This window comes from Streptomonospora nanhaiensis, from assembly GCF_026642255.1.
GTDB classification, from domain to species: Bacteria; Actinomycetota; Actinomycetes; order Streptosporangiales; family Streptosporangiaceae; genus Nocardiopsis; species Nocardiopsis tropica.
Genome location: NZ_CP113264.1, coordinates 1,443,055 through 1,468,128 on the forward strand (window position 1 = coordinate 1,443,055; position 25,074 = coordinate 1,468,128).

Consider the following 25,074-nt stretch of genomic DNA (forward strand, 5'->3'; position numbering starts at 1 on the left):
GGCGCAGACCCACCACAGCAATCCGACCCCTGTCGCTCCGTACCGAACGGTGGAACCAGTGAACCCCCGCCCTCCCCTCCTCCGCCCCGCCTGGCTCCTCGCCGGCACCGTCCTCTCCCTCTTCGCCATGCAGGCCGCATGGGACATCGCCCTGCTGGCATGGGTCCACCCGGTGCTGCTGCTGAGGTTCGCGCGCACCGGCCGACCGCTTCCCGCCCTTCTCGGGGTGCTGGGCTCCACCACCGCCGCAACCCTCGTCTGGCTCGCCCTCGCCGACCTGCTCTCCCCGTCGCTGATCCTGCTCGCGCTTCCGCTCGCGTTGGCCGGGGCGCTTCCGTTCGCCCTGGACCGGCTCCTGACCCCCCGGCTGGGGGAGCACCGCCCGTGGCGGGCCTCCCTGGTCTTCCCGCTGGCCACGGTCGCCGTGGAGTTCGCGGTCTCCGTCGGCACCCCCTTCGGGACCGTCCACGGGGTCCTCGGCGCCACACAGGCCTCGAACCTCCCCCTCGTCCAGGTGGCGTCGGTGACCGGCGTCTTCGGGGTGAGCTTCCTGGTCGCCTGGGCCGCGTCGGCCGCAGTGCTGCTCTGGGAGCGGGGCCTCTCCGACCGGGCGGCCCGCTCGGTCGCCGCCGGGGCGGTCGGCACGGTCGTGCTGGTCGCGACCGTGGGAGGGGCCCGCCTGGTGTTCGCGCCGCCCTCGTCGGACACGGTGCGGATCGCCGGGGTCACCGCCTCCGAGGACGCGTGGGAGGAGGTCGTCCCGACCTTCCGCGAGTACGACTCGCTGGAGGCGATCGTCGCGGCCGATCCCGAGGAGATGCGCGGGCGCTTCGCCCCCGTCAACGACGACCTCCTCGCCGGGACCGAGCGCGAGGCCGTGGCCGGCGCGGAAGTCGTCCTGTGGCCGGAGTCCGCCGCCTTCACCCTGGAGGCCGACAAGGAGCACCTGGTGGACCGCGTGCGCGCGGTCGCCGAGGAGCACGGTGTGTACGTCAACGCGGGGATGTCGGTCTACACCGAGGACGCACCGCACCTTCGCAACCAGATGGTCATGGTCACCCCCGAGGGCGACGTCGCGTGGACCTACGACAAGAGCCGTCCCATTCCGGTGCTCGAACCCTACGAGGCCGGCGACGGCGTCATCCCGGTCGCCGACACGCCCGCGGGTCGGCTGGCCACCGCCATCTGCTACGACGGCGACTTCCCGGCACTCGTCCGGCAGGCCGGCGCCGCCGACGCGGACGTCCTCCTCGTGGGCGCCAACACCTGGGAGGGGATCAAGGAGATGCACGCCCGCAACGCCGTGTTCCGAGCAGTGGAGAACGGGGCGTCCCTGTTCCGGCAGGCGAGCAGGGGGCGGTCGAACGCGACCGACCACCAGGGCCGGACACTGGCCACGACCGACTACTTCACCACCGGGCAGCAGACCATGGTGGCGTACGTGCCCCGGGAGGGGGTGACCACGCTCTACTCCCGGATCGGTGACGCCTTCGCGTGGTCGTGCCTGGCGGCGCTGCTGGCGCTGGCCGCCACCGGCCGGAGGCGTCACGGAGGCAGGCGGGGGCCGTCGGAGGCCCCGGAGGACGGAGCACGGGACGGGCGCGGGGCCGCGCCTCGGGGCACCGGCCGGTCACGGTGAGCTGTCGGTGGAGGGCGGGGAGCCCGCCGGCCGGGCGGGTGCTCCGGCCGCCACCGGCAGACGGGCCCGCGTGCGCGGAGCCGGACCGGCGGCGCCCGGCGGCACGCCACCGCGCACGCACCGTGTCCCGGGACCCGGGCATCGGGCCCCGGGACACGGGTGGCCTGTACGTGCGCCCTCCCGGGGCGGGAGGGCACGGGGCTAGCCGTTGTTGCCGTAGAACTGGTCGCGGGCGGCGTCGGCCGCGGCGGCGCCCGGGTCCTCGATGACGCCGCCGATCGCGTCGGCCTGTCCCTGGACCCCCTCGACGGTCTCGGTGACCCCGCCGAGCGCCTCCTGGCCGTAGGCCTGGGCCTCCTCCGCCACGCCGCCGTAGGCCTCCTCGCCGAAGGCCTGCGCCGATTCGACCGCGCCGCCGTAGGTCTCCTCGCCGAAGGCCTGCGCGGACTCGACCGCGCCGCCGTAGGCCTCTTCACCGAAGCCCTGCGCGGACTCGACGGCGGTGCCCACGCCCGCGCCCTCCAGGGTGTCGGTCACCCCCTGGGTCACCTCCTCGGCGGCGCCGCCGAAGAGTCCCTTGAACCAACCGATCAGGTCGTCGAACATCGCTCTCTCACTTCATAGGTTGCCCCGGCCCCTTACCCAGGACGGATAAGGCCTTGGTAAGGGGATCGAGTGCTGGATGGTCGTCCTGGGGCACGGTTTTCTGCTGCGACGCCTGCGCTCCGCACGGGTCCACCGCCCTCCCGGGTCCCCCCATCCTGCCGGACGCGAACCGGCCGTCGGCGGACGCCTCGGGGCCGCCACCCCGCGACGTCCCCGGCAGCCCGGCGGTGTGCGCCCGGAGGCGGTCGGCGGCAGCGGGGCCGAAGCCCCTTCCGCCGAGGTCGAGGCGCGTGTCGCGCCGGAACGCGGACACCGCGGGGACCGGGCCCCGGGTCGTGCAGGACGTCCGGGCGCGCCCCCCGGGGCGCCGCCGTCCGCGCTCCCGGGCGTGGCCGCCCCCGCACGGGAACTCCCTGGCGGCGGGCAGTATGGGGACATGGCCGACACCAGTCAGCGGATCCTGCGCCTGCTGTCCCTCCTCGGGACCGGACGGGCGTGGCCCGGGGCGGACCTCGCCGAAGCCCTCGGCACGAGCCCCCGCTCGCTGCGCCGCGACATCGACAGGCTGCGCGAGCTGGGATACGCCGTGGAGAGCCTCAGGGGACCCGGCGGACACTACCGCCTCGCCGCGGGGCGGGCGGTGCCGCCGCTGCTGCTCGAGGACGACGAGGTCGTCGCCGCGACCCTCGGCCTGCGGATCGTCGCGGGCGGGCCCGGCGGTGTGGAGGGGGTCGAGGAGAGCGCCGAACGCGCGCTGGCCAAGCTCGGCCAGGTCCTGCCCTCCCGGCCGGCGCGCCGGGCCGAGGCACTGGGGGCGGCGGTCGAGCCGGAGCGCCGTTCCTGGCCCGGGGTCCGGCCGGACGTCCTCACGGCCCTGGGCGAGGCCGTCGCGGCCGGGCACTGGGTGCGGTTCCTCCACCGGGGACGGGACGGGGAGGAGCGCCGCCGCAGGGCGGACCCGTACCGGTTGGTGATGTCGGGGCGGCGCTGGTACCTGTACGCCTGGGACCGCGACGCGGAGGGCTGGCGGACCTTCCGGCTGGACCGGGTCGGCGAGGTCGTCCCGGCCCGGGTCCCCTTCGTCCCGAGGGAGATGCCGGGCGGGGAGCCGGGGGAGGGGCTCGCCGCCCTCCTGGAACGGGACTTCCGGGAGGGCGGGGCCGGGCACGCCGTGTCGGTGCTGTTCGACGCCCCCGCCCGGGAGGTCGCCGCACGGATCGCACGCGTGGACGGCGACCTCGCGCAGGTCGGCGCGGACCGGTCCCGCTACACCGCCCGGGTGGACTCCTTCGAGTGGATCGCCGTCGTGCTCGCCCTCACCGGTCTGCCGTTCACGGTCGAGGGCCCCGAGGAGTTCGCCCGCCGGACCGCGGCCCTCGCGGACCTCCTGCACCGGTCCGCGGACCCGGCGCTCCGAGGGCCGCGCCCCGCGGACCCGCGCCCGTAGCGGGCGGGCCCTCCACACGTGCGGGGAGCCCCCGGCCGACCGGTCGACGCACCGGGACCCTCCCGGGGGTGGGGCGCACCCCACCCCCGGTAGGGGGCGCAGCGGGATGGGAAGGCGGCTCCGGCACGGCCAGGCTGGTGCCATGACGAGACCGACGACGGGGACCGGCCCCGGGCCCCAGCACGCACGCCGCACCGGGGAGACGCCCCATGAGTGACGACCGAACCTTCCCCGCGACCGCGCCGCAGGGCCGTGCGCCGGACGCGGGGCCCGTGCTCGACCTCATCGGCGTGGGCAAGGTCTACCGGGGCGGCCACGCCGCCGTCGAGGACCTCACCCTGAGGCTGACCCCCGGCGTGATCGGGCTCCTCGGGCCCAACGGGGCGGGAAAGTCCACCCTGATGCGCATCATGGCGACCGTGACCCGGCCGACCTCGGGCCGGATGCTCCTGGACGGCGCGGACGCCGTGGCACGCCCCGGGCCGCTGCGGGCGGGCCTGGGCTACCTCCCCCAGGACTTCGGCGCCTACCCCCACCTGACGTCCCGTGAGTTCCTCGGCTACCTTGCCGCGGCCCGGGGGCTCCCCGCGCGCGTCGCGCGGGCCCGGATCGACGACCTCCTCCAACTGGTCAACCTCACGGGCGCCGTCCGGCGCCCACTGGGCGGGTACTCCGGAGGTATGCTGCGCCGCGTCGGCATCGCCCAGGCCCTGCTCACCGACCCCCGGGTGCTCATCGCCGACGAGCCGACGGCCGGACTGGACCCGGAGGAGCGGGCGCGCTTCCGCAACCTCCTCACGGACCTGGCCCGGGACCGGATCGTGGTCCTGTCCACGCACATCGTCTCCGACGTCGGGTCCTCCGCCTCCAGCCTGGCCGTGATGGCGGGCGGCCGACTCCTGCGGCACGGTGCCCCCGAGGACCTGCTGGGCGAGGCCGAGGGCCGGGTGTGGGAGGCCGTCGTCGCCCCCGACGCCGCGGCGGACCTGCGGGAGCGCCACCACGTCAGCCGCATGGTGCGCACCGGGGACGGGGTGCGCGTCCGGATCCTCTCCCCGCACGCCCCGCTGGCCGGCGCCGTCGGCGTGCGGCCCGACCTGGAGGACCTCTACCTCCTCGTCGTCCCGCCCGGCCGGGCCGGGACCTCCGGCGGCCCCGCCGGGGCGCTGCGGGGGTCGTCGTGGTGAGGGGGTACGCGCGCCTCGTGCTGGGCGACGTCCGCGAGCGGGTCCGTCGGCCGGTCTACCTGGTGACCCTGCTGGCCACCGTCGGCCTGGGCTACGTCGCGGTCCCGGCCGTCGACTCCCACTGGACGGTGGTGGACGTCGCGGGGTACCGGGGCGTGTACGACAGCGCCTACGTCGGAACCGTCACCGCGCTGGCGGGCGCCCTGTGGCTGACCCTGGCGGGCTTCTACGTCGTGCGGAACACCGTCGCCAGGGACAGGGAGACCGGGGTGGGGGAGCTGCTGGCCGCCACGCGGCTGCGTTCCCCCGCCTACCTGCTGGCCAAGTTCGGCGGCAACCTCACCGTCCTGGTGTCGATGCTCGGCGTGCTCGCCGCGACGGCCGCGGTGATGCAGATCGCCCGGGGCGAGGCCGTGTGGGTGGACCCGGTCCGGCTGCTCACCCCCTACCTCGTGCTGGCCCTGCCGCTGATGGCCCTCACCGCCGCCGCGGCGGTCGTCTTCGAGACCGCGCCCGTGCTGCGCGGCGGGGCGGGCAACGTCGTGTGGTCGGTGGCGGCGCTCACCCTGCTCCTCGGCGGGCTGTCGCCCCGGGCCCCGCTCGGCGGACTGGGGGCGGCGAGCGTGGCGGAGTCCTTCCGCACGTCTCTCGCCGCCCAGGGCGTCGACGCGTCCGCCGGCGAGTTCAGCCTCGGCCTGACCTACGTGGACGAGCCGCTGCGCGCGATCGAGTGGCCGGGGTGGGAGCCGTCCGGCGAGCTGATGGCGACGCGCCTGGTGATCCTGGCCGCCGCGGTCGCGCTGGCCGTGCTGCCCGCACTGTGGTTCGACCGTTTCGACCCCGCACGGGGCGCCACGGGCGGGGCGCCCCGCCCGCGGGGAGCCGCGCCGCACACCCCTCCGGGGCCGGAGGACGCCTCCCCGGACGGGGAGGGAGGTTCCGCGACCGCTCCGCCGCGGCTGGAGCCCCTGCCCTCTCCGACCCGCTCCCCCGGCGCGTGGGCCGTGTTCCCGCGTCTGGTCGCGGGAGAGCTGCGGATGCTGCTCGGCGGCCGGAGCCGCTGGTGGTGGGGCGGGGTGGCCGCGATCACCGCGGCGGCGCTCCTGCTGCCCGCGCGGTCGGCGCCCATGGTCCTCCTCCTCGCCTGGATCTGGCCCGTCCTGGTCTGGTCGGGCCTGGGGACCCGGGCCCGGCTGGTCGGCCTCGACGTCCTGTTCGCCTCCTACCCCCGTGCCGCCGCGCGCTTCCTGGCCGAGTGGACGGCGGGGGTGGCCGTCGCCGCGCTGGTCGGCGCCGGGCCCCTGGTCCGCATGGTCGCGTCCGGGGACGCCGCCGGGGCCTCGGCCTGGGCGGCCGGGGCGCTGTTCGTCCCCGGACTGGCGCTGGCCCTGGGAGTGGTGAGCCGGGTCGGCCGCCCGTTCCAGGCGGTCTACCCGCTGCTGTGGTACCTGGTCCTCAACGGGGTGTCGCCGGTGGACTTCCTCGGAGCGGTGCGGGCGGACGGACACCTCACCGGCCCCCCGCCGCTGCTGGTCGCGGCGGTCGCTCTGGGGCTCCTCGGGACGGCGGCGGCCGTGGCGGCCGCCCGCTCCCGCCCGGGGGCGCTGCGCGCGGCGGCCGGCGCCCTCCGGGAGCGCTCGTCCCGCTGAGGGCCGGCGCGGACGGGGAGGCGGTGCGGGCCCGCGGAGCCGCGGGCCCGCACCGCGAGGGCGCGGGTCGGGCGCCCGGGAGGCGTCAGCAGCCGGTGCTGCTGGTGATGGTGGTGTTGCCGTAGTAGGCGATGCGCACACCGTTGAGCACGGCCCGGACCACGGTGCCGTTGACCCGCTGCTCGTAGTGCAGGTGCGGGCCGGTCGAGCCGCCGGTGCTGCCGACCCGGCCGATCACGGTGCCGGTGCCGACGCTGTCGCCGACCGAGACCGACTGGGAGCTCAGGTGCGCGTAGAGGGTGGTGATGCCGCTGCCGTGGCTGACCACGATGTACTTGCCGTAGCTGGTGCTGCCGCGGTCGGCGACCGTGGTCACGGTGCCCGACGCGCTGGAGCGGACGTTCTGCCCCTGGGCGTTGCCGCGTTGGAAGTCCACGGCCAGCTGGGGGTTGTGGTTGCTGCGGGTGTTGGCGTTCCAGACCTGGCCGCAGTCGAACGGGGTGCGCAGGTTGACGGCGGTGACGGCCAGGTCGTCGGCCGCGGCGCCGACCGGGGCGAGCACGGTCAGGAGCGCTCCGGCGGCCACGGCGGCGCCGAGCCTCTTGAGGGTCGTCAGGAAGCGGGGGGTCTTCACGGGGGGTCCTTTCCTTGCACAGCGGGGGCTGCGAGATGCCAGAGGAACAGATACCCCGTAGGGAAGTTTCGATTCGTGTCCCCGTACGGAAAGAAACCGCTGCGGTCGCTCCCGCCCCCGCCGGGGCGCTCCCCGCCGCCCCCGCCGGGGCGCTCCCCGCCGCCGTGGCCGGGGGCGACCCGCCGCCGGGCGGCGCGGGCCGACGGGCCGGGGGGACGCGGGGCCCCGGCCCTGCGGCGGGGCCGGGGGCGTCAGGCCAGGGCGTCCGAGAGGCGCGGGACCAGGGTCCGGACCGCGTAGGGGATGGACAGGACCGAGTTGTAGGTGACCGCCCCCCTCTGGTCGAGCGACGTCGTGACGACCGCGTCGTCGCGCACCACGTCGAGCGAGTCGAAGGCGGTGGAGCCCTCGGTGATGTCGAAGGACTCGTCGTCGCCGAAGACCAGCAGCAGGTCCCCGTCGAGCATGTCCACCCGTTCCGGGGAGAGCTCGACGAAGAAGCTCTCACCCGTGTCCTGCTCCGTCACGGGCTCCGGGAGGCCGAAGCCGAGGGAGGCGAGGAACTGCCCGCGCGCGTCCCCGGGCAGGTAGGCGCCGTACTTGCCGTCGAAGGGCAGGACCGCGGCGCCGACGCGTCCCTCGAACTCCGGGTGCGCGGCGCGCGTCTCGGCCAGGAGCTCGTCGGTGGCCTCGTTGAGGGCGGCACCCTCCTCGGGCCGGCCGAGCGCGGTGGCGATGAGCTCCGTGGCCTCGTCCCGGGGCACGGTGTAGGCGGCGACGCCGGCCGGGCGGGCGACGACGGGGGCGATCTGCGACAGGTCCTCGTAGACGGCCCGGTCGAACCCCGCGGAGACGCCGACGATGAGGTCGGGGGCGAGGTTCGCGACCTGCTCGATGTTGGGCTCGGAGTCGGACGCGATGTGCGTCAGCTCGGCGTCCCCGACCAGGTCGTCGGTCCAGGGCCCGAGGCCGGTCTCGAAGAAGGAGAAGCCCGTGTTGCCCACCGGGACGGCGCCGAGGGCGAGGACGGCGTCGGCGTCGGTGACCCCGAGGGTGACGATCCGCTCGGGCGCCTCCTCGACGGTCGTGGAGCCGAACTCGTGGTCGACCGTCACGGGGAAGGCCCCCGTGTCGGACGCGGGAGCGGCTTCGGGCTCGGGGGAGCCGTCGCCGGCCCCGCAGGCGGAGAGGAGGACGAGGGAGAGCGAGGCGCACACGAGGGCGCGCGGCGCGGGACCGGGGGACATGGGACTCCGTTCGGTTCGGGTTAGGCGAGCCTATCCTCAAGAGTCCCGGTGTGCGGGGGGCGGTGCGCGGATCCTCCCCGGCCGCCCGGGGGGTCCGCGCACGGCCGCTCATCCCAGGTAGTCCTCCGGGCCCCCCTCGCGCACCGTGTCGAGGGTGACGCAGTGGAACCCGCCGCCCAGGACCCGGGAGTGCCGGAGGCGGAGCGGGACCACCGTGATGCCGCGTCCCTCCAGGAGGCGGACGAGCTCGGTCTGGTCGCCGTCCACGATCGCCGTCCCCTCGTCCACCATCAGGAGGTTCATGCCGACCCAGGGGGTGCTGAGCGTGTGCGGGACCGCGGTCGGGCCGCCCGTCATGGGCGGACACCACAGCACGTCCCACCCCTTCAGGGGCTCGGGCACGGTGTCCGGGCCGATGCGCTCGGGGTTGAGCAGCACCAGGCCGGGACGCAGCAGGCAGACGGTGCTGTCGATGTGGGTGCCCTCGTAGACGCCGCGCAGCGGGTGCACCCGCACGTCGCCGAGCAGCCCCAGGGTCGATTCCAGCCAGCGCAGCCCGAGTTCGTTGCCGCTGCGGGAGACCTGGTAGAAGACGTCGCGGCCGAGCCTGAGGCAGTTCGCCGCCTCGAACGCGGGCTCCGCCTCGCCCAGCACGGGGAAGCCGTCCTCGTCGGTCCCGAACAGGGAGTCGTCGAGCCGGGGCCGCGGGGCGCAGATCCAGTGGGCGCCCCGCAGGAGGTAGTCCTGGAACAGGGGGCGCCAGCCGAAGGCCTCGAAGTAGCGGGCCCGCATGGGGCTGGGGCTCTCGATGAGGGCGGACCCCACGACGAGGGTGAGGTCCCGCGGGCAGTAGGAGCTGCGGCCGGTCGTCCGCCAGCCCGGCCCTCCGTACTCCACGCCGTGGTCGACCGCGGGCGGCTGGTGGACGGTGACACCGAGGCCGCGCAGCGTGTCGGCCAGGACGGCGAGGTCCTCGTTCGACTCCTCGATGACGTGCCGGGGGAAGAGCCCCGCGCCGATGCCGCGCAGCTCGGCGGGGGTCAGCTCCGGGTAGCAGTTGAGCCAGGCCGACGGGTCCGACAGCGGGGGGACCCGGGAATGGGTCGCGTCGCCGACGACCACCTCCCTCAGCCTGGTGAACTCGTCCCACGAGTGGACGGCCGGCAGGGCGGGCCTCGGCCCGCCGGCCGGCGGGGGAGGCGGTGCCGGACGCTCCGTCGGCGCGTCCGCGGTTCCAGTGCTCATGTGTTCCTTCCGGGGGCGGGGCTCTCGTCCGCGGGGCCCGGCCGCCGGGGCCGGTACCGCGAGGGCGTCGGTTCCGCGGTCCTCAGGCCGTCGGGTCGCTCAACAGGTTCGCGACGCGCTCCTCCAGGGCGCGCGCGGCGTCCAGGTTCTCGGCGACGGCGCAGTAGGTCACCCGGCCCGTGACCGGCGTGTAGTCGGCGGTGACGACCACCCCCAGTCCCGAGTGCGGGTCGTAGCCGAGCCCGGACCCGGCGAGCCGGCTGAGCGCCTCCGCGAAGGAGGGGACCGCCCACCGGCCCCCGCGCTCCAGGAACACGCGGTCGTCGCGGCGGTCGCGGCCGACGACCCTGTCGATCAGGTTGACGTGCAGGTGGGAGGAGGCCGTGAGCCTGCCGTTGACCTCGGTGAAGACGAGATCGCCCCCGGGGGTCCGGATGGCGTCGGCGCACAGCGTCCCCCGGTACCCCATCAGCCGGAAGGGCTCGCACGCGCGCCGGCCGGTCTCGACCAGTTCCGCGACCTCCTCGGGTCCGACCGACTGGGGCGGGATCACCTCGCCGGTGGCCACGGGCTCCATCAGGATCTCCCCGGCCCCGCGGAGCACGCAGCCGTCGTCGTCGGCGACGAACTCCGCGTACACCGTCGTGGAGTCGGGGAAGTAGCGCTCGATGATCAGGCTGTGCCCCTTGTGTCCCGTGAGCCACTCCCACCGGTCGCTGACGTAGCGCCGGACGGCGTCCCGGTCCGCCAGGACGACGACGCTGCCCGCGCCCGCCGCACGGACCCCCTCGGCACGGCTGAGGATCTCGTTCCCCAGGCCCCCGCCGGCGAACTGCTGCTTGACCATCACGGCGGCCCCGTCGGCCAGCAGGGACTCGATCGTGCCCTCCGCGTGGTCGGGCCTGTCGGTGATCACGCCGGGAGCGATGGGGATCCCGTTCCCCGCGGCCACGGCGCGGAAGACCGCCTTGCTGTTGACGAGCGCGTCCCCGCCCTGGGCGCTGAAGGCGTGCCCCGGCAGGGCGTCCTCGACGCCGACCGCCGACGCCATGGCCGTCACGGCGAGGTCGCTGTAGGTGCAGGTGATCCGGTCGACCGGCCGGTCCGCCAGGGCCTTGCCCAGGTCCCGGAGGAAGACCGGGTCGACCAGCCGGTCGGCGGTGAGGATGTCGGGCCCGAAGCGGCCGGGAGGGGGGATGACGAACCGCAGGGTCGAGGCGCGGGTGCCGGTCAGCCCGGTCACGTAGTCCATGAAGTCCGTGCTCGGCGGCGAGGGCAGGACCAGGACGTCCCCGTCCTCGGCGTACCACAGCATGCGCTGCGCGCCGAGGCCGAAGGCCCGCCTCTTCTCCACGGGAATCCTGCCGATGTCGCCGACCATTTCCTCGGGGACGTTGACAATGATCATTGCGGTCATGGAATTCTCCTCTTCCGGGGGGCGTTTCCGGGCCGGGAAAGGGCGGGCCCGGCGGAAAGCGCGATCGGACGTCCGGGTCAGGGACGCATATCCTGTCCCGCCTCTTCGGGGGAACGCTTTACGGAACGCCGCGGAACCAACCGGAAAAGCAGGGCGGCCGCGCCGAGGGCGGTCAGGCACACCGCGGAGGCGAGCAGTGTGCCCTGCGCGCCGACCGCGAGGACGATCGGGGCCCCCGCCATGGCTCCGAGGGGGACGGCGACCCCGGTGACCGCGCCGCGCGCAGCCAGGACCTGCGGAAGCGCGGCCGCGGGCGCGGAGTTCTGGAAGAGCGCCGTCGTGGTCGAGGGGAACGGTCCCCAGAAGAGCCCGCACACGCCGAAGGAGATCCAGGAGACGGCCACGGGCAGGCCGAGGCCCAGCGGGACCAGCGCGAGGCCGAAGCCCAGGACGATGCAGATCGTGGTCGGCATCAGCGGCAGGTCGCGCAGGTAGCCGGTGAGCAGCGCTCCCGTGACGGCGCCGATGCCGAAGGCCGTGTAGAAGCCCGCGAGGGTGGCCGCCGAGGCCTGGAGGTCCTCCACCACGTACAGGGGGATCGCCACGCTCGACGGGCCGAAGAAGAGGAAGAAGCCGAACGAGAGCGCCAGCAGGCCGAGGAGGCCGGGGTCGCGGCCGATGGCCCTGAAGCCCTCCGAGCGCGACGCGCCCGCCCTGACCCCGTCCTGCCCGGAGCCCCGGGGGATCGCGAACCGGTAGGTCGCGGCGAGGACGGCGAAGGAGAGCGCGACGAGGGCCAGGACGTACTCGGGCCCTCCCCTGTCGATGACGATCGCGGCGAGGAGCGGCCCGACGACCGTGGACAGCTCCAGCATCACGTTGACGACGGAGTTCCCGGCGAGGTGGTCCTTCTTGTCCAGGAGCTCGGAGAGCATCGTGTAGCGGCCGGCCTTGCCCCACGCGCTCAGCACCGAGGACAGGCCGAGCAGGGCGACGTAGAGCAGGATGTCCAGCGAGCCCAGCACGTGGACCAGCGGGATCAGCGCCAGCGCTCCGGCGCGGAGGAGGGCGTCCCAGCCGGCCAGCTGGGCGCCGCTGCGACCGTTCAGCAGACCGCCGAGGAGGAAGGCGCCCACCGCTCCGGGCAGGGTGTACGCCGCGACGGCGGCGGCCACCCAGGCGGCGCGGTGGTCGGCCGGGGCCAGCTCCATGGCGAGCCAGCTCACGGCGAGGGAGCTCATCCCGCCGCCGAGCGCGGACACGCCGATGCCGGGGAGGACGCGCCGCAGGAGCGGATGGGTGAGCACGGGCCAGTAGGGGGAGCCCTTGACCGCGCGCGCCACGAGGGACTTCACGGGTGTCCTCCGATTCCTCTTCGAGCCGCGCGTTCCTCGGGCGCTCCACCGCGCTCTTCGCGCCGAAAGGGGCCGGGCGGCGGAGATGGAATGCCGCCCGGCCCGGGCAGTCGCTCATTCCGCGTATTCGCGGAGGAAGAAGGCGTGTCCTAGTAGGGCATCTTCATGGTGTCGTCCTCCCTGGGATTCCCGGAAGCCGCGCCGGTGGTGCGACGTGAAGAATATAAGTCCCCCCGCACCCCCTGACAAGGGTCCTTTTTTTCCAGGTGGCCCGGTGGGTGGCGAATGATCATTTTTCCTGCCAATTGCGACGCCGAAGGGCCAGGTCACGGGCCGGTGCGGTGACAAGCGCCGCCGGGCCGTCCCGAAAAGGCGTTGTCGGCCCGTCGGCGGACCGGGCATGGTGAACCGGTCGCGGGGGCGCCGTCCGAGGGCGCCCCACCACCACGGAGGAACAGCATGTCCACCCTGCGGGTCACCGCCGAGCGCCTCACGATCCACCCGCACCCCGACGCCGACGCGCTGGAGCTGGCCCAGGTCGGCCTGTTCCGGGCGGTCGTCGCGAAGGGGGCGTACCGGACCGGGGACTGGGCGGTGTACATCCCCGAGAACGCCCTGCTGCCCGACGACCTCATCGGTGAACTGGGGCTCACGGGCAGGCTCGCGGGTTCCGGGCGCAACAGGGTGAAGGCCGTCCGCCTGCGGGGGGAGCTGTCGCAGGGCATCGTCTGCCGGCCCGGACGGCTGGCCGGCGTGGACCTGGCCTCGGCGCACGGCGAGGGGACGGACTTCGCGGCGGACCTGGGCATCACCAAGTGGGTGCCGGAGGTGCCCCTGCACATGAGCGGGGAGCTCGTGGCCGCGCCCGACCTGATGCGGTGGATCGAGGTGGAGAACGCCAAGCGCTACCCCGACGCCTTCGAGCCGGGGGAGCGGGTCGTGGCGACGGAGAAGATCCACGGCACCGCGTGCCTCTTCACCCTGGTCGCGGGGACGGGGGAGGAGTTCGTCTCCTCCAAGGGCCACGGGTCGCGCAACTTCGCGTTGGCGCCCGCCGACGACAACCTGTACTGGAGGGCGGTGGCCGCCTACGGGGTCCCGGAGGCGGCGCGCGAGGTGGCCGACCGGTTCGGCGCGGCCAGGGTGGGCGTGTTCGGAGAGGTCTTCGGGGCGGGGGTCCAGGACCTCGTCTACGGCGAGTCCGGCCGCGGCGCGCGCCCCGGTTACGCGGTGTTCGACATCGCGCTCGACATCGGCGGCGCCCGCACCTGGATCGACGCGGTCGACCTGCCCGGGGTCCTGGACGCGGTGGGCCTGCCCGCCGTGCCCGTGCTCCACGACGGCCCCTACGACGAGGCCGCGCTCACGGCGGTCGCGCAGGGGGCGGAGACCTGGAGCGGCTCGGGGCTGCACATGCGGGAGGGGGTCGTCGTCCGTCCGGCGCGCGAACGCGCGTCCGGGGTCCTGGGAGGGAGGGCGATCGCGAAGTTCGTGTCCGAGGCCTACCTCACGCGCAAGGGCGGCACGGAGTACGAGTAGCCGGGCGGGGGCTCCCGCGGCCCTGTTCCGTGCGTCCGGGCGCGGTCGCGGAGCCGGAGGACGCGCCGGACCACGCCGCCGCGCGGGGCGCGTGGAGCGCCGTCGGCCCGGGGTGGGCCGTCCTGCCCGGGCGGCCCCCGCGTCCGCCCCCGGGGAGGTCAGGCGGAGGCCGTCGGGGCCGGCGCCTCCTCCGCGCCGGGGGCGGGCTCCGCGTCCCCGACCGCCTCCCCCCGGGGCGTCACGACCTCCAGGTCGACCCCCAGGTCCCGGATCGCGCGCACGGACGCCTCGGAGAGCCGGTCGTCGGTGATCACCGACGCGAAGCTCGTGAGCGCGGCGACCTTGAAGGTGCCGAACGCGCCGTACTTGTCCGCGCCCGCCACGAGCACCGACGACGAGGCCGCGGCCATGGCCGCGCGCTTGACCGCCACCTTCGCCCGCGACGGTGTGGTCGACCCCCTGCCGAGGTCCCAGGAGCTCGTCGATACGAAGGCGACGTCGATGTTGAACTCGGCGATGGTGGCCGCCGCGATGTCACCGACGGAGGAGCGGTTCTCGCGGTCGACCTGCCCTCCGATGAGGAAGAGCGTCACGTCGGGGTGGTCGGTGAGGGAGGCCGCGGTGGTGATGTCGTTCGTGATGACGGTGAGGCCGGTGACGCTCCACAGCGACGGCACGAGGTGCCCCAGGGTCGTGCCCGCGTCCAGGTAGACGGTCTGCCCCTCGCTCACGAGGGAGGCCGCGGCACGGGCCATCGCCCGCTTCTCGTCCACGTCCACGCGCGACTTGTCGCGGTAGGACGGCTCCGAGCGCACCTGGGAGGCCAGCTCGACGCCGCCGGGCACGGAGCGTACCCGCCCCTCCTCCTCCAGCGTCGTGATGTCGCGGCGCACCGTCATGTGCGAGACGTCGAGGATGTCGCACAGCTCCTTCACGCTCAGCACTCCCGTGCCTCGCAGCTCTCGCAGGAGCATGTCACGCCGTTGCGCCGGAATCATCGTCCTCCTTCGGGGGGTCACCCAGAGGAACCATGGTACCGATAGTTACCAGATGATCCCAAGCGTGAAAATTGTTGACTCATATGTTCCGTAAGTGTTAAACATGGCGGGTCGCCGCCGCGGCTTCGTCGTATACGCGCCGCTCAGAGGCGGAAGAAGGAGAAACCATGCAAGGCACCGACGCCACCGCCACACCGCCACCCGTGCGCTACGCCCTCACCGGGGCGCGGGGCGGCTTCGCCCGGACACTGCTCGCCCAGACGCTGCGGATGGACCGCCTGCGCCCCTCGGTCCTGTGCGACCTGGACGCCGAGGGAACGGTCGCGCTGTGCGCCGAGCTCGGTTACGCGCCCGAGGACCTCAAGGTGTGCACCGGCCCCGACGAGGTGTCCGCGCTGACCGGCGGGCAGATCGCCGTCGTCGCCGACGCGGCCCTCCTCGCGGGGGCCGGCTACGACGTGCTCGTCGAGGCCACCGGCAGCCCCGAGGCGGGTGCGGCGGCCGCGCGGACCGCCATCGGGACCGGCCGCCACGTGGTCATGGTCTCCAAGGAGGTCGACTCGGTGGCCGGGGTCGCCCTCGCCGACGAGGCCCGGGCGAAGGGCGTCGTGTACACGCCGGGGATCGGGGACCAGCCCGCGAACCTCATCGAGTGGTACGAGCGCGCACGCGTCCTCGGGCTCGACGTCGTCGCGATCGGCAAGTCCGGCGAGTACGACCTGGTGTTCGACCCCTCGACGGGGCGCGTCCGCCAGCTCGACCAGGAGGTCGACGCCCCGGAGCTGGCCGGCCTGCTGACCCTGGGGGAGGACGTGCCCGCCACGCTCGCCGCCCGCGCCCGGGCCGTCGGGGCGCTCAAGCGCTCGGCCGCCGCCGACTACTGCGAGATGGGCGTCGTCGCCAACCACACCGGCCTCGTCCCGGACGTGGAGGCACTGCACTACCCGGTCGCCCGCGTCGCCGAGCTCGCCGACGTCTACTCCCTCGCCGAGGACGGGGGCATCCTCTCCCGGTCCGGCGCCGTGGACGTCTTCAGCGTGCTCCGCCTCCCGGAGGAGGCCTCCTTCGCCGGAGGGGTGTTCGTGGTCGTCCGCACCGGGGACCCCGTCTCCTGGGACCTGCTCGCCCAGAAGGGGCACGTGGTCTCCCGCTCGGGACGCTACGCCTGCCTCTACCTGCCCTACCACCTCATGGGCGTCGAGACGCCCCTGAGCCTGCTCGACGCGGTCGACCGCCGACGCGCGGTGACCTCGCGCCCTCCCGCCCCGCACGCGGTCCTCGCGGGCCGGGCCGGGGAGGACCTCCCCCGGGGGACCCGCCTCGACATGGGCGGGCACCACCACGACGTCCGGGGCGTGGCCCCCGTCCTGCTGGACGCCGCGAGCGCCCCCGACGACGTGGCCCCGCTGTACCTGGCCGCCCACGCCACTCTGGCCCGGGACGTCGCCGCCGGGGAGCTGGTACGCCTCGGCGACCTGGCCGACCCCGCCGAATCCCTCCTGGACGCCTGGCGTCACACACGCACCCACCTGTGACCGTTAGGACCCAGTGACATGTCGGACATCTATACCCTGCTGGCGTTCCTCGCCGCCATCGTCGTCCTCGTGCTGTTCATCGCGCGGTTCAAGGTCCACCCCGTGGCCACGCTGTTCATCGTGGTCGTGGCGCTGGGGCTCGTCCTGGGCATGGGCGGCACCGGGACCGTCGAGCTCATCACGACCGGCTTCGGGAACACCCTCGCCAGCGTCGGCCTGCTGATCATCTTCGGCTGCGTCCTCGGCAAGATGCTCGAACTGAGCGGCGCCGCCCTGAAGATCACCGAATCCGCGCTCAGCCTGTTCTCCAGGAACAAGGTGCCCTGGGCGATCGCGCTCGCCTCGACCGTCCTCGGCATCCCCCTCATCGCCGACACCGCCGTCGTCATGCTCATCCCCATCGTCTCCGCCCTCGCCTACCGCACGGGCATCTCGATGATGAAGCTCGGCCCGATCCTGTACATCGGCGCCTACGTCATGACCTCGGTGGTCCCTCCGGGCCCCGGACCGCTCGCCTCCGCGGCCCTGCTCGAGGTCGGCATGGGCGACGCCATCCTCTACGGACTGATGGTGGGCGTCCCCGGCGTGGTCGCCGCGACGATCTACCTGTCGCGGATCAAGACGCACGTGCCGCCGAAGCCGGAGTTCGTCGAGCACCTGGTCGGCGGCCCCGACGCGCCCGCGTCCGCCGGCGCCGGCTCCGGGAACGCGGACGGGGCCGCCGAGGAGGCCGCGCCGCACACGGTCGGCCTGTTCGGCTCCCTGGTGCCCATCCTGGCGCCCATCGTCCTCATCGTCTTCGCCTCCCTGGCCGGCCCCGCGCTCCCCGAGGGGGCGTGGTTCACCGACACCGTGCTCTTCGCCGGCGAGCCGACGATGGCGCTGTTCCTCGCCTGCCTGCTGGCCCTGCCGCTGTTCCGCGGGCGCTGGCGCGACAAGTCCACCCTGAACGACCTGTTCGAGGCCGGGCTGAGGATCGCCGCCATGCCCCTGGCACTGACCGGCGTCGGCGGCGCCCTCGCCACCATCATCCGGGAGACGGGCGTCGCGGAGAACATCGCGACGAGCATCGAGAGCACCGGGATGTCCCCGGTCATCATCCCGTTCCTCATCGCCGCCGCGGTGTGCACCATCACCGGTTCCAACATCCTCGGCGTCATGACCTCGGCGGCCATCATGCAGCCCCTGCTGCCCGCGCTCGGACTCGAACCGATCGTGGTGTACCTGGCCTGCGCGACCGGGGCCCAGCTCATGAAGCACGCGAACTCCTCGGGCTTCTGGGTGACCACGACGCTGTCCAACATGACGGTGGGCCAGGGGATCCGCTCGATCGGGGTGGCCTCGGTCATCTCCGGCCTCACCGGGTTCGCCGTCCTCAACATCATGATCGCGACCGGCGTCGTCTAGACCGCTCGCACCCCACGCGCGGCCGGTCCCCGCGCCCACGGCCCGCGGGCCGCGGGCCCGGGACCGGCCCCGCCCATCCGACCCGACCACAGGAGAACCCATGGCGACCCTCGGCGCGATCGCCGACGACCTCACCGGAGCGACCGACGTCGCTATCGCCCTCACGTCCGCCGGATACCGGACCGCCGTCGTGCTGGGCTCCGACGCCCCCGACGGCGACGGGGCCGCGGACGGGGCCGACGCCGTCGTCGTCGCCCTGAAGTCGCGCACCATGCCCGCCGGCGAGGCGGTCGCCGCCTCGCTGGACGCCCTCGCGAGGCTGCGGCGGGCGGGCTGCGAGCGCTTCTACCTCAAGTACTGCTCGACCTTCGACTCCACGCCGGCGGGCAACATCGGCCCGGTGGCCGAGGCCGTCCTCGAAGCCCTCGGCGAGACCGTCACCGTGGTCGCGCCGGCCTTCCCCGCCAACGGGCGCACCGTCTACCGCGGCCACCTGTTCGTGGGGGACGAGCCCCTCGACGAGTCCCCGATGCGCCACCACCCCCTCACGCCCATGACCGACTCGAACCTCCTGCGCCTGCTCGCACCCCAGGTCAGCGGTGGCGAGGACGACGTCGCCCTGGTGCCGTGGCCGACCGTCGCCCGGGGCGACGAGGCGGTGCGCGAGGCCATCGCGCGCGCGGGCCGCGCCGGGGCCCGGTTCGTGGTCGTCGACGCGCTCACCGACGCGGACCTCGCCACCCTCGCCCGGGCGACGGAGGACCTGCGCCTGCTGACCGGCGGCAGCGCCCTCGCCCAGGGGCTCAGGGGTCCCCGGACGCTCGCGCGCACGCCGGTCGCCCTGCCCGAGGGGCCGCGCGTCGTGCTCTCCGGCAGCGCCTCGCGGGCCACCCAGGGCCAGGTCCGCCACGCGCTCGCGGTCGGCGGGGGGCGGCAGCTGCGCCCCGCCGACCTGCGGGAGGACTTCGAGGCGGCCGTGTCCGCCGCGGTGTCCGCCGCGCTGGAGGCCGCGGACGCCCCCTTCGTCGTGTACGCGACCGCCTCCCCCGAGGACGTCGTGGACACCGCGGACGCCCCGCTCATCGAGGAGGCGCTGGCCGAGACCGCCGAGCGCCTGGTGGCCGCGGGGACGCGGGCGCTCCTCGTGGCGGGCGGCGAGACCAGCGGAGCCGTCGTGCAGCGCCTCGGCGTGGGCGCGCTCGCGCTCGGCCCCGAGATCGACCCCGGCGTCGCGTGGATGCGCGGGCGCCGGGACGGCGAGGACATCCACCTCATGCTCAAGTCCGGGAACTTCGGCCGCGAGGACCTCTTCGTCCGCGCCTGGGAGGGGGGCCTGTGAACCGCACACCACGCGAGGCCGCGCGGGAGCTGTGCCGGGCGGGACGCCGCGCCGTCGACCTCGGGCTGAGCCCCGGCGCGTCGGGCAACGTGTCCGTGCGCGCCGGGGACCACACCCTGATGAGCCCCACCGGGGTGTCCCTCCGGGACCTGGACCCCGACGGCCTGTCCGTCCTGGGCCCGGAGGGGGAGCACGTCTCCGGCCCGCCGCCCTCCAAGGAGTACCCGCTCCACCTGGCGATGTACCGGCGGGTCGAGGGCGCCGGGTCCGTCGTCCACCTGCACTCGCCCCACGCGACCGCGGCCTCGTGCCTGCCCGCCTGGTCGGCCTCGTCGGCGCTGCCGCCCGTCACGCCCTACCTGGTGATGCGTGTCGGCCAGGCGCCCCTGGTGCCGTACGCGGCTCCGGGCAGCGAGCGGCTCGCCCGCAACCTCGCCGACCTGCCCGGGTCCTTCCGCGCCGCCCTCCTCGCCAACCACGGTTCGCTCATGGCGGCGGCCGACCCGGCGGCCGCCCTGGACGGGGCCGTGGAACTGGAGGAGGCCTCGCGCATCGTCGTCTCGCTGCGGGGAGGCGGGTTCTCCGTGCTCTCGGCGGAGGACGTGCGCGAGCTGACGGAGCGCTACGGGACCGCGTGGGACCTGTGACCCGTCCTCCGCGGGGGTGAGGGCACGGCCCGGGCCGGGGCCGACCGCACGGTCGGCCCCGGCCCGGAGGCGTTCGGCCCGCGGCCCGGAACACGGGCACGCCCGTGCCTCCGGCGCACGGGCCCGTGCGCCGGGCTCCCCGGCCCACCCCGGCGCCCGCCGGGAGGCCGGAGCGGAGCCGCGCCTCCCCCCGGGCCCCGGGGAACAGGTGACCCGACCGGTCAGGAATCGAGAAGCGCCCTTCACCGGCCCGGAACTAGCGTGGTGGCCATGGACATCACCATTCACACCAGCGTCCTGCCGCACGAGGACCCCGAGGCCTCCCTGGCCTTCTACCGCGACGTCCTGGGCTTCGAGGTCCGCAACGACGTCGGGCAGGGGAACATGCGCTGGATCACCGTGGGCCCCACCGGACAGCCCGACACCGGCATCCTGCTCGCACCGCCCGCCACCGATCCCGGCATCACCGACGCCGAGCGCACCGCCATCGCCGAGATGATGGCCAAGGGCACCTACGGGTGGATCCTCCTGGCCGCGTCCGACCTCGACCAGGTCTTCGACAGGGTCCAGGCCACCGACACCGAGGTCGTCCAGGAACCCACACTCCAGCCCTACGGCATCCGCGACTGCGCCTTCCGCGACCCCGCCGGCAACCTGATCCGCATCCAGCAGCGCTGAGCCGGCGGCCGCACCGCACCGCCCCGAAGGGCCGGACGCGCGCCACGAGGTCCTGCGCCCGCGCAGGACCGACACCCCCGCGCCGCCCCGAAGGGCCGGACGCGCCGTGAAACACCGGCCCGACCGTGCCGGAAGACGCCGAGGAGGACCGCGCAGGCGGTCCGGACGACGATGGAGAGACGATGACCACCGCCCCGAGGGCGAGCACGCAGCCGCCCGCGCAGCACGCCGCCGACAGCCACGACCTGATCCGCGTGCAGGGCGCGCGCGTGAACAACCTCCGCGACGTCAGCCTCGAGATCCCGAAGCGCCGGCTGACCGTGTTCACCGGCGTCTCCGGTTCGGGCAAGAGCTCGCTGGTGTTCGGCACGATCGCCGCCGAGTCGCAGCGGATGATCAACGAGACCTACAGCGCCTTCGTGCAGGGGTTCATGCCCGCCCTGGCCCGGCCCGACGTCGACGTCCTCGAAGGGCTGACCACCGCGATCATCGTCGACCAGCAGAGGCTCGGGGCCGACCCGCGCTCCACCGTCGGCACCGCGACCGACGCCAGCGCGATGCTGCGCATCCTCTTCAGCAGACTCGGGCGCCCCCACATCGGATCCCCCCAGGCGTTCTCCTTCAACGTCGCCTCGATCAGCGGGGCGGGTGCGGTCACGCTGGAACGCGCCGGCCGGACCGTGAAGGAGCGCCGCGACTTCAGCATCACCGGCGGCATGTGCCCCCGCTGCGAGGGCAGGGGCACGGTCTCCGACATCGACCTCACCCAGCTCTACGACGACTCCAAGTCGATCGCGGAGGGCGCGTTCACCATCCCCGGCTGGAAGTCGGACAGCTGGTGGACGGTGCGGACCTACGCCGAGTCCGGCTTCCTCGACCCCCACAAGCCGATCCGCGACTTCACCGAGCGGGAGATGCGGGACTTCCTCCACCGGGATCCGGTCAAGGTGAAGGTCGAGGGCGTGAACCTCACCTACGAGGGGCTGATCCCCAAGGTCCGGAAGTCGTTCCTGTCCAAGGACGTCGACTCGCTCCAACCGCACGTCCGCGCCTTCGTGGAACGCGCGGTGACGTTCGCCGCCTGCCCCGACTGCGGGGGCACGCGCCTCAACGAGGCGGCGCGCTCCTCGAAGATCGGCGGGATCAACATCGCCGACGCGTGCGCCATGCAGATCAGCGACCTCGCCGCGTGGGTGCGCGGGCTGGACGAGCCGTCGGCGGCCCCCCTGCTCACCTCCCTGGGCAGGACCCTCGACTCGTTCGTGGAGATCGGGCTCGGCTACCTCGCGCTCGACCGGCCCTCGGGCACGCTCTCGGGGGGTGAGGCGCAGCGGGTCAAGATGATCCGCCACCTCGGCTCCTCGCTCACCGACACCACCTACGTCTTCGACGAGCCCACCATCGGCCTGCACCCCCACGACATCCAGAGGATGAACGACCTCCTGCTGCGGCTGCGCGACAAGGGCAACACGGTCCTCGTCGTCGAGCACAAGCCGGAGACGATCGCGATCGCCGACCACGTCGTGGACCTCGGCCCGGGCGCCGGGACGGGGGGCGGGACCGTCTGCTTCGAGGGCACCGTCGGGGGCCTGCGGGCCGGCGGCACCCTCACCGGCCGCCACCTCGACGACCGGGCCTCCCTCAAGGAGGCGGTGCGCGAGCCCTCCGGCGCGCTGGAGATCCGCGGGGCGAGCGCCAACAACCTGCGCGACGTCGACGCCGACATCCCGCTCGGGGTGCTCACCGTCGTCACCGGCGTCGCCGGATCGGGCAAGAGCTCCCTCGTGCACGGCTCGCTCCGCGGCCGTGAGGGCGTGGTGTCCGTCGACCAGAGTCCGATCCGCGGTTCGCGGCGGAGCAACCCGGCGACGTACACCGGGCTGCTCGACCCGGTCCGCAAGGCGTTCGCGAAGGCCAACGGCGTGAAGCCGGCGCTGTTCAGCGCCAACTCCGAGGGCGCCTGCCCCGCCTGCAAGGGTGCGGGCGTGGTCTACACCGACCTGGCGATGATGGCCGGCGTCGCCACCGTCTGCGAGGAGTGCGAGGGCAGGAGGTTCCAGGCCTCGGTGCTGGAGTACCGCCTCGGCGGACGCGACATCGGCCAGGTGCTCGCGATGCCGGTGGCCGAGGCCGAGGAGTTCTTCGGCTCGGGGGAGGCGCGCACGCCCGCCGCGCACGCCGTCCTGCGACGCCTCTCCGACGTCGGCCTCGGCTACCTCACGCTCGGCCAGCCGCTCACCACCCTGTCGGGGGGCGAGCGGCAGCGGATCCGGCTGGCCGCGCGCATGGCGGAGAAGGGCGGCGTCTACATCCTCGACGAGCCGACCGCGGGGCTCCACCTCGCCGACGTCGAGCACCTGCTCGGCCTGCTCGACCGGCTCGTCGACTCCGGGAAGACGGTCGTCGTCATCGAGCACCACCAGGCGGTCATGGCGCACGCCGACTGGATCATCGACCTCGGGCCGGGCGCCGGGCACGACGGCGGCCGGATCGTCTTCGAGGGCACCCCCGCCGACCTCGTCGCCGCCCGGTCCACCCTCACCGGCGAGCACCTCGCGGACTACGTCGGCGGCTGATCCCGCCCCCGGGCGGACACGGGCGCCCCCGGCCGTCGGGATCGACGGCCGGGGGCGCCGGCACGGGCGGTCGGGAGGGCTCTAGCGCTGGGGGGCGTCGGTCCCGCGCAGTCCCAGGCGGCCGCGGGTGACCACCACGAGGAACACCGCGACGAGGGCGACCAGTGCGACCTCGGGGGCTCCGGCGGGGTCTCCCACCGCGGCCCCCTTGAGGCCCGAGACGACGTTGATCGCGGTGTGGGCGATCACCGCGGCGAGCACGCCGCCGCGGGAGGAGTTGAAGACGTGGCCGAGGACGACCGTCAGTCCGACGCACAGCAGGGCGTAGGCGGGGAAGTACATCTGCGCCTGGACCGTGCCGGCCATGGAGAACAGGGGGGCGTGCCACACCGCCCAGACCGCGCCGAGGACCGCGTTCGCCGCGAGCGGGGGCAGCGAGCCCTGGAGCCGCGGCAGCGCGAATCCGCGCCAGCCCAGCTCCTCGTTGCCGCCGCCGACCAGGGCGATGAGCAGGAATTGCACGGGGACCGCCATCAGCGCGGCGTCGAGCGCGGCCTCGTCCACCGTCGCCCCCTGCAGGCGGACGGCGATCACGCCCGAGGCCGCGATGGCCAGGACCGCGAGCACCGCGATCGCGTAGGGCGTGACGCCGCCCCTGCGCAGCGGCGAGTACCGCCGGAAGAGGGCGCCCACCCCGGACCTGCCCTCGGTCGCGGCGGTGACGAGGACCGCCGCCACCATCGGGCCGAAACTGCCGACGAGCACGGCCGGCATCGGGTTGGCGCCGTCGAGCAGGAGCGTGCCTCCCCACCAGGCGATCCAGGAGAAGGCGAAGGCGATCACCAGGAAGGCGGTGAGGCCGCGCGGTGCGAGGACGGTCGTCCGCGCCGGGTCCACCGCGGGGGCGGTGGGGGCGGAGGGACGGGGGTGCGTGGAGAGGTGCTCGTTCTTCATGCCGAGAAACATACACTGTTTGAGAAAGACATACAACGTAGGTTCCGTTGTATGCTGTCGGACATGGCAGAACCACGATCCGACCAGCAGTTCGACAGCGTCTTCAGCCGCCCCGAGCGCCGCCGCCGCACCCAGCCGGCGCTCACCCGGGAGCGCATCGTCACCGCGACGATCGGGCTGCTGGACCGGGAGGGCTCCTCGGCGCTGACGATGCGCAAGGTCGCCGCCGAACTCGGCGTGCACGCGACGAGCCTCTACTGGTACGTGGAGCGGAGGGAGGACCTCGTCGACCTGGCGGTGGACGGCATCCTGGCCGACGCCGCGGCCGTCCTGCCGGGCCCCGACGCCCCCTGGGACGCCGCGGTGAAGGAGACCGCGTACCGGTTCTACGCGGCTCTGACCGCGCACGCCTGGGCCGCGGAGTTCGCCGGGGCCCGGCCCCTGGTCGGGCCCAACGCGGTCGCGCTCTCGAGGAGGATCATCGCCGCGCTCCAGCAGTGCGGGGGGAGCGAGGAGGAGCAGGCGGTCGCCATCCGGGCGGTGTCCAACCAGATGCTCGGCGCGGCCACGTCCGCGGTCGCGGTGCGCGCGATGCGCTCCAGGGACTCGGGCGAGCACGACGGGGCGGTCGCCGCCGCCGTGTCGGAGCCGGACGCCCTCGCCGTGGAGAACGACTACTTCGACCAGGTGCTGGACCTGGTGCTGGACGGGGTCAGGGCCCGCCGGGCGGGGTAGGCGGCCCCGTCCCGCCGGGGTCGCGGGCCGTTCCGGGGCGCACGCCCGACGGGGCGCACGCCCGACGGGGCGGGCCCCGTACACGACGGGAGGGCCTGCCGCGTGAATCCCGGCCTGCATCCCCGGAGGCCGGGCCCCGTACACGACGGGAGGACCTCTCCGTCGCGGAGCCTGTCGGGGAGTCCGCCGGGCACGGCGGCGGGGCCGGCCCGGCGGGGCCGGCACCACCGCCGGCGGCGG

Annotated in this window: 20 protein-coding genes; 12 read left to right on the forward strand and 8 right to left on the reverse strand. The window is 74.5% G+C overall.

Features of this window, described 5'->3' with window-relative positions:
* Window positions 1–58 precede the first annotated feature (58 nt).
* Window positions 59–1,639 carry an apolipoprotein N-acyltransferase gene (locus OUQ99_RS06395; protein WP_267948506.1) on the forward strand — a complete coding sequence of 527 codons (1,581 nt, stop codon included), beginning with the start codon at window positions 59–61 and terminating at the stop codon, window positions 1,637–1,639.
* A gap of 201 nt (window positions 1,640–1,840) precedes the next feature.
* On the opposite strand, the gene OUQ99_RS06400 is transcribed toward OUQ99_RS06395, so the two are convergent.
* Window positions 1,841–2,245 (reverse strand): hypothetical protein, encoded by a 405-nt coding sequence (locus tag OUQ99_RS06400; RefSeq protein WP_267948507.1) that lies wholly within the window; start codon window positions 2,243–2,245, stop codon window positions 1,841–1,843.
* 436 nt (window positions 2,246–2,681) lie between these two features.
* On the opposite strand from OUQ99_RS06400, the gene OUQ99_RS06405 reads away from it, so the two are divergent.
* The 3 genes from OUQ99_RS06405 (at window position 2,682) to OUQ99_RS06415 (ending at window position 6,528) form a co-directional block, all read left to right on the forward strand.
* Window positions 2,682–3,692, forward strand: a complete 1,011-nt coding sequence (locus OUQ99_RS06405; protein ID WP_267948508.1) for a helix-turn-helix transcriptional regulator — start codon at window positions 2,682–2,684, stop codon at window positions 3,690–3,692.
* 209 nt (window positions 3,693–3,901) lie between these two features.
* Window positions 3,902–4,879, forward strand: a complete 978-nt coding sequence (locus OUQ99_RS06410; protein WP_267948509.1) for an ABC transporter ATP-binding protein — start codon at window positions 3,902–3,904, stop codon at window positions 4,877–4,879.
* Window positions 4,873–6,528, forward strand: coding sequence for an ABC transporter permease (locus tag OUQ99_RS06415; RefSeq protein WP_267948510.1), 1,656 nt, complete (start codon window positions 4,873–4,875; stop codon window positions 6,526–6,528). Before OUQ99_RS06410 ends, OUQ99_RS06415 begins: the two co-directional genes overlap by 7 nt.
* A gap of 85 nt (window positions 6,529–6,613) precedes the next feature.
* Here the strand turns inward: OUQ99_RS06415 and OUQ99_RS06420 are convergent, their stop codons facing one another.
* From OUQ99_RS06420 to OUQ99_RS06440, 5 genes are all read right to left on the reverse strand, one after another.
* Window positions 6,614–7,162, reverse strand: a complete 549-nt coding sequence (locus OUQ99_RS06420; protein ID WP_267948511.1) for a M23 family metallopeptidase — start codon at window positions 7,160–7,162, stop codon at window positions 6,614–6,616.
* Between the two features lie 251 nt (window positions 7,163–7,413).
* The gene (locus tag OUQ99_RS06425) at window positions 7,414–8,409 is read right to left on the reverse strand and encodes an ABC transporter substrate-binding protein (RefSeq protein ID WP_267948512.1); all 996 of its coding nucleotides are present in this window, start codon (window positions 8,407–8,409) and stop codon (window positions 7,414–7,416) included.
* Window positions 8,410–8,517: 108 nt separating this feature from the next.
* Window positions 8,518–9,654: a glycine amidinotransferase gene (locus OUQ99_RS06430; protein WP_267948513.1), complete on the reverse strand. Its 1,137-nt coding sequence runs from the start codon at window positions 9,652–9,654 to the stop codon at window positions 8,518–8,520.
* An 82-nt stretch (window positions 9,655–9,736) separates the two neighbouring features.
* Window positions 9,737–11,071: a peptide ligase PGM1-related protein gene (locus OUQ99_RS06435; RefSeq protein ID WP_267948514.1), complete on the reverse strand. Its 1,335-nt coding sequence runs from the start codon at window positions 11,069–11,071 to the stop codon at window positions 9,737–9,739.
* A gap of 77 nt (window positions 11,072–11,148) precedes the next feature.
* Window positions 11,149–12,426 carry an MFS transporter gene (locus tag OUQ99_RS06440; protein ID WP_267948515.1) on the reverse strand — a complete coding sequence of 426 codons (1,278 nt, stop codon included), beginning with the start codon at window positions 12,424–12,426 and terminating at the stop codon, window positions 11,149–11,151.
* Window positions 12,427–12,885: 459 nt separating this feature from the next.
* On the opposite strand from OUQ99_RS06440, the gene OUQ99_RS06445 reads away from it, so the two are divergent.
* Entirely contained in the window at window positions 12,886–13,965 is a 1,080-nt protein-coding gene (locus OUQ99_RS06445; protein WP_267948516.1) for an RNA ligase (ATP), read from the forward strand.
* A gap of 158 nt (window positions 13,966–14,123) precedes the next feature.
* Here the strand turns inward: OUQ99_RS06445 and OUQ99_RS06450 are convergent, their stop codons facing one another.
* The gene (locus OUQ99_RS06450; RefSeq protein WP_267948517.1) at window positions 14,124–14,963 is read right to left on the reverse strand and encodes a DeoR/GlpR family DNA-binding transcription regulator; all 840 of its coding nucleotides are present in this window, start codon (window positions 14,961–14,963) and stop codon (window positions 14,124–14,126) included.
* A gap of 167 nt (window positions 14,964–15,130) precedes the next feature.
* Here OUQ99_RS06450 and OUQ99_RS06455 point away from each other — a divergent pair, with 167 nt between their 5' ends.
* The 6 genes from OUQ99_RS06455 (at window position 15,131) to OUQ99_RS06480 (ending at window position 23,145) form a co-directional block, all read left to right on the forward strand.
* Window positions 15,131–16,498, forward strand: coding sequence for a homoserine dehydrogenase (locus OUQ99_RS06455; protein WP_267948518.1), 1,368 nt, complete (start codon window positions 15,131–15,133; stop codon window positions 16,496–16,498).
* Between the two features lie 18 nt (window positions 16,499–16,516).
* Complete coding sequence (locus OUQ99_RS06460) at window positions 16,517–17,905, forward strand: GntP family permease (protein ID WP_267948519.1); 1,389 nt, start codon at window positions 16,517–16,519, stop codon at window positions 17,903–17,905.
* A gap of 100 nt (window positions 17,906–18,005) precedes the next feature.
* Complete coding sequence (gene otnK, locus OUQ99_RS06465) at window positions 18,006–19,244, forward strand: 3-oxo-tetronate kinase (RefSeq protein ID WP_267948520.1); 1,239 nt, start codon at window positions 18,006–18,008, stop codon at window positions 19,242–19,244.
* Complete coding sequence (locus tag OUQ99_RS06470; RefSeq protein ID WP_267948521.1) at window positions 19,241–19,891, forward strand: class II aldolase/adducin family protein; 651 nt, start codon at window positions 19,241–19,243, stop codon at window positions 19,889–19,891. The genes otnK and OUQ99_RS06470 overlap by 4 nt, the downstream gene beginning before the upstream one ends.
* A gap of 270 nt (window positions 19,892–20,161) precedes the next feature.
* The gene (locus OUQ99_RS06475; protein WP_267948522.1) at window positions 20,162–20,569 is read left to right on the forward strand and encodes a VOC family protein; all 408 of its coding nucleotides are present in this window, start codon (window positions 20,162–20,164) and stop codon (window positions 20,567–20,569) included.
* 182 nt (window positions 20,570–20,751) lie between these two features.
* On the forward strand, window positions 20,752–23,145 hold the full coding sequence (locus OUQ99_RS06480; RefSeq protein ID WP_267948523.1) for an excinuclease ABC subunit UvrA: 2,394 nt from the start codon (window positions 20,752–20,754) through the stop codon (window positions 23,143–23,145).
* An 81-nt stretch (window positions 23,146–23,226) separates the two neighbouring features.
* Here OUQ99_RS06480 and OUQ99_RS06485 read toward each other — a convergent pair whose 3' ends face one another.
* Complete coding sequence (locus OUQ99_RS06485; protein WP_267948524.1) at window positions 23,227–24,111, reverse strand: CPBP family intramembrane glutamic endopeptidase; 885 nt, start codon at window positions 24,109–24,111, stop codon at window positions 23,227–23,229.
* Window positions 24,112–24,150: 39 nt separating this feature from the next.
* Here OUQ99_RS06485 and OUQ99_RS06490 point away from each other — a divergent pair, with 39 nt between their 5' ends.
* Entirely contained in the window at window positions 24,151–24,834 is a 684-nt protein-coding gene (locus tag OUQ99_RS06490; protein WP_267948525.1) for a TetR/AcrR family transcriptional regulator C-terminal domain-containing protein, read from the forward strand.
* Window positions 24,835–25,074: the final 240 nt, after the last annotated feature.

What these genes read in the sequence shown, in the direction of transcription:
- OUQ99_RS06455 (WP_267948518.1), top strand. Translation starts at nt 15,131, where the DNA reads ATGCAAGGCACCGACGCCACCGCCACACCGCCACCCGTGCGCTACGCC.
- OUQ99_RS06480 (WP_267948523.1), top strand. Translation starts at nt 20,752, where the DNA reads ATGACCACCGCCCCGAGGGCGAGCACGCAGCCGCCCGCGCAGCACGCC.
- OUQ99_RS06450 (WP_267948517.1), bottom strand. Translation starts at nt 14,963, where the DNA reads ATGATTCCGGCGCAACGGCGTGACATGCTCCTGCGAGAGCTGCGAGGC.
- OUQ99_RS06430 (WP_267948513.1), bottom strand. Translation starts at nt 9,654, where the DNA reads ATGAGCACTGGAACCGCGGACGCGCCGACGGAGCGTCCGGCACCGCCT.
- OUQ99_RS06460 (WP_267948519.1), top strand. Translation starts at nt 16,517, where the DNA reads ATGTCGGACATCTATACCCTGCTGGCGTTCCTCGCCGCCATCGTCGTC.
- OUQ99_RS06405 (WP_267948508.1), top strand. Translation starts at nt 2,682, where the DNA reads ATGGCCGACACCAGTCAGCGGATCCTGCGCCTGCTGTCCCTCCTCGGG.
- OUQ99_RS06435 (WP_267948514.1), bottom strand. Translation starts at nt 11,071, where the DNA reads ATGACCGCAATGATCATTGTCAACGTCCCCGAGGAAATGGTCGGCGAC.
- OUQ99_RS06400 (WP_267948507.1), bottom strand. Translation starts at nt 2,245, where the DNA reads ATGTTCGACGACCTGATCGGTTGGTTCAAGGGACTCTTCGGCGGCGCC.
- OUQ99_RS06490 (WP_267948525.1), top strand. Translation starts at nt 24,151, where the DNA reads ATGCTGTCGGACATGGCAGAACCACGATCCGACCAGCAGTTCGACAGC.
- OUQ99_RS06410 (WP_267948509.1), top strand. Translation starts at nt 3,902, where the DNA reads ATGAGTGACGACCGAACCTTCCCCGCGACCGCGCCGCAGGGCCGTGCG.
- OUQ99_RS06475 (WP_267948522.1), top strand. Translation starts at nt 20,162, where the DNA reads ATGGACATCACCATTCACACCAGCGTCCTGCCGCACGAGGACCCCGAG.
- otnK (WP_267948520.1), top strand. Translation starts at nt 18,006, where the DNA reads ATGGCGACCCTCGGCGCGATCGCCGACGACCTCACCGGAGCGACCGAC.
- OUQ99_RS06445 (WP_267948516.1), top strand. Translation starts at nt 12,886, where the DNA reads ATGTCCACCCTGCGGGTCACCGCCGAGCGCCTCACGATCCACCCGCAC.
- OUQ99_RS06485 (WP_267948524.1), bottom strand. Translation starts at nt 24,111, where the DNA reads ATGTTTCTCGGCATGAAGAACGAGCACCTCTCCACGCACCCCCGTCCC.
- OUQ99_RS06425 (WP_267948512.1), bottom strand. Translation starts at nt 8,409, where the DNA reads ATGTCCCCCGGTCCCGCGCCGCGCGCCCTCGTGTGCGCCTCGCTCTCC.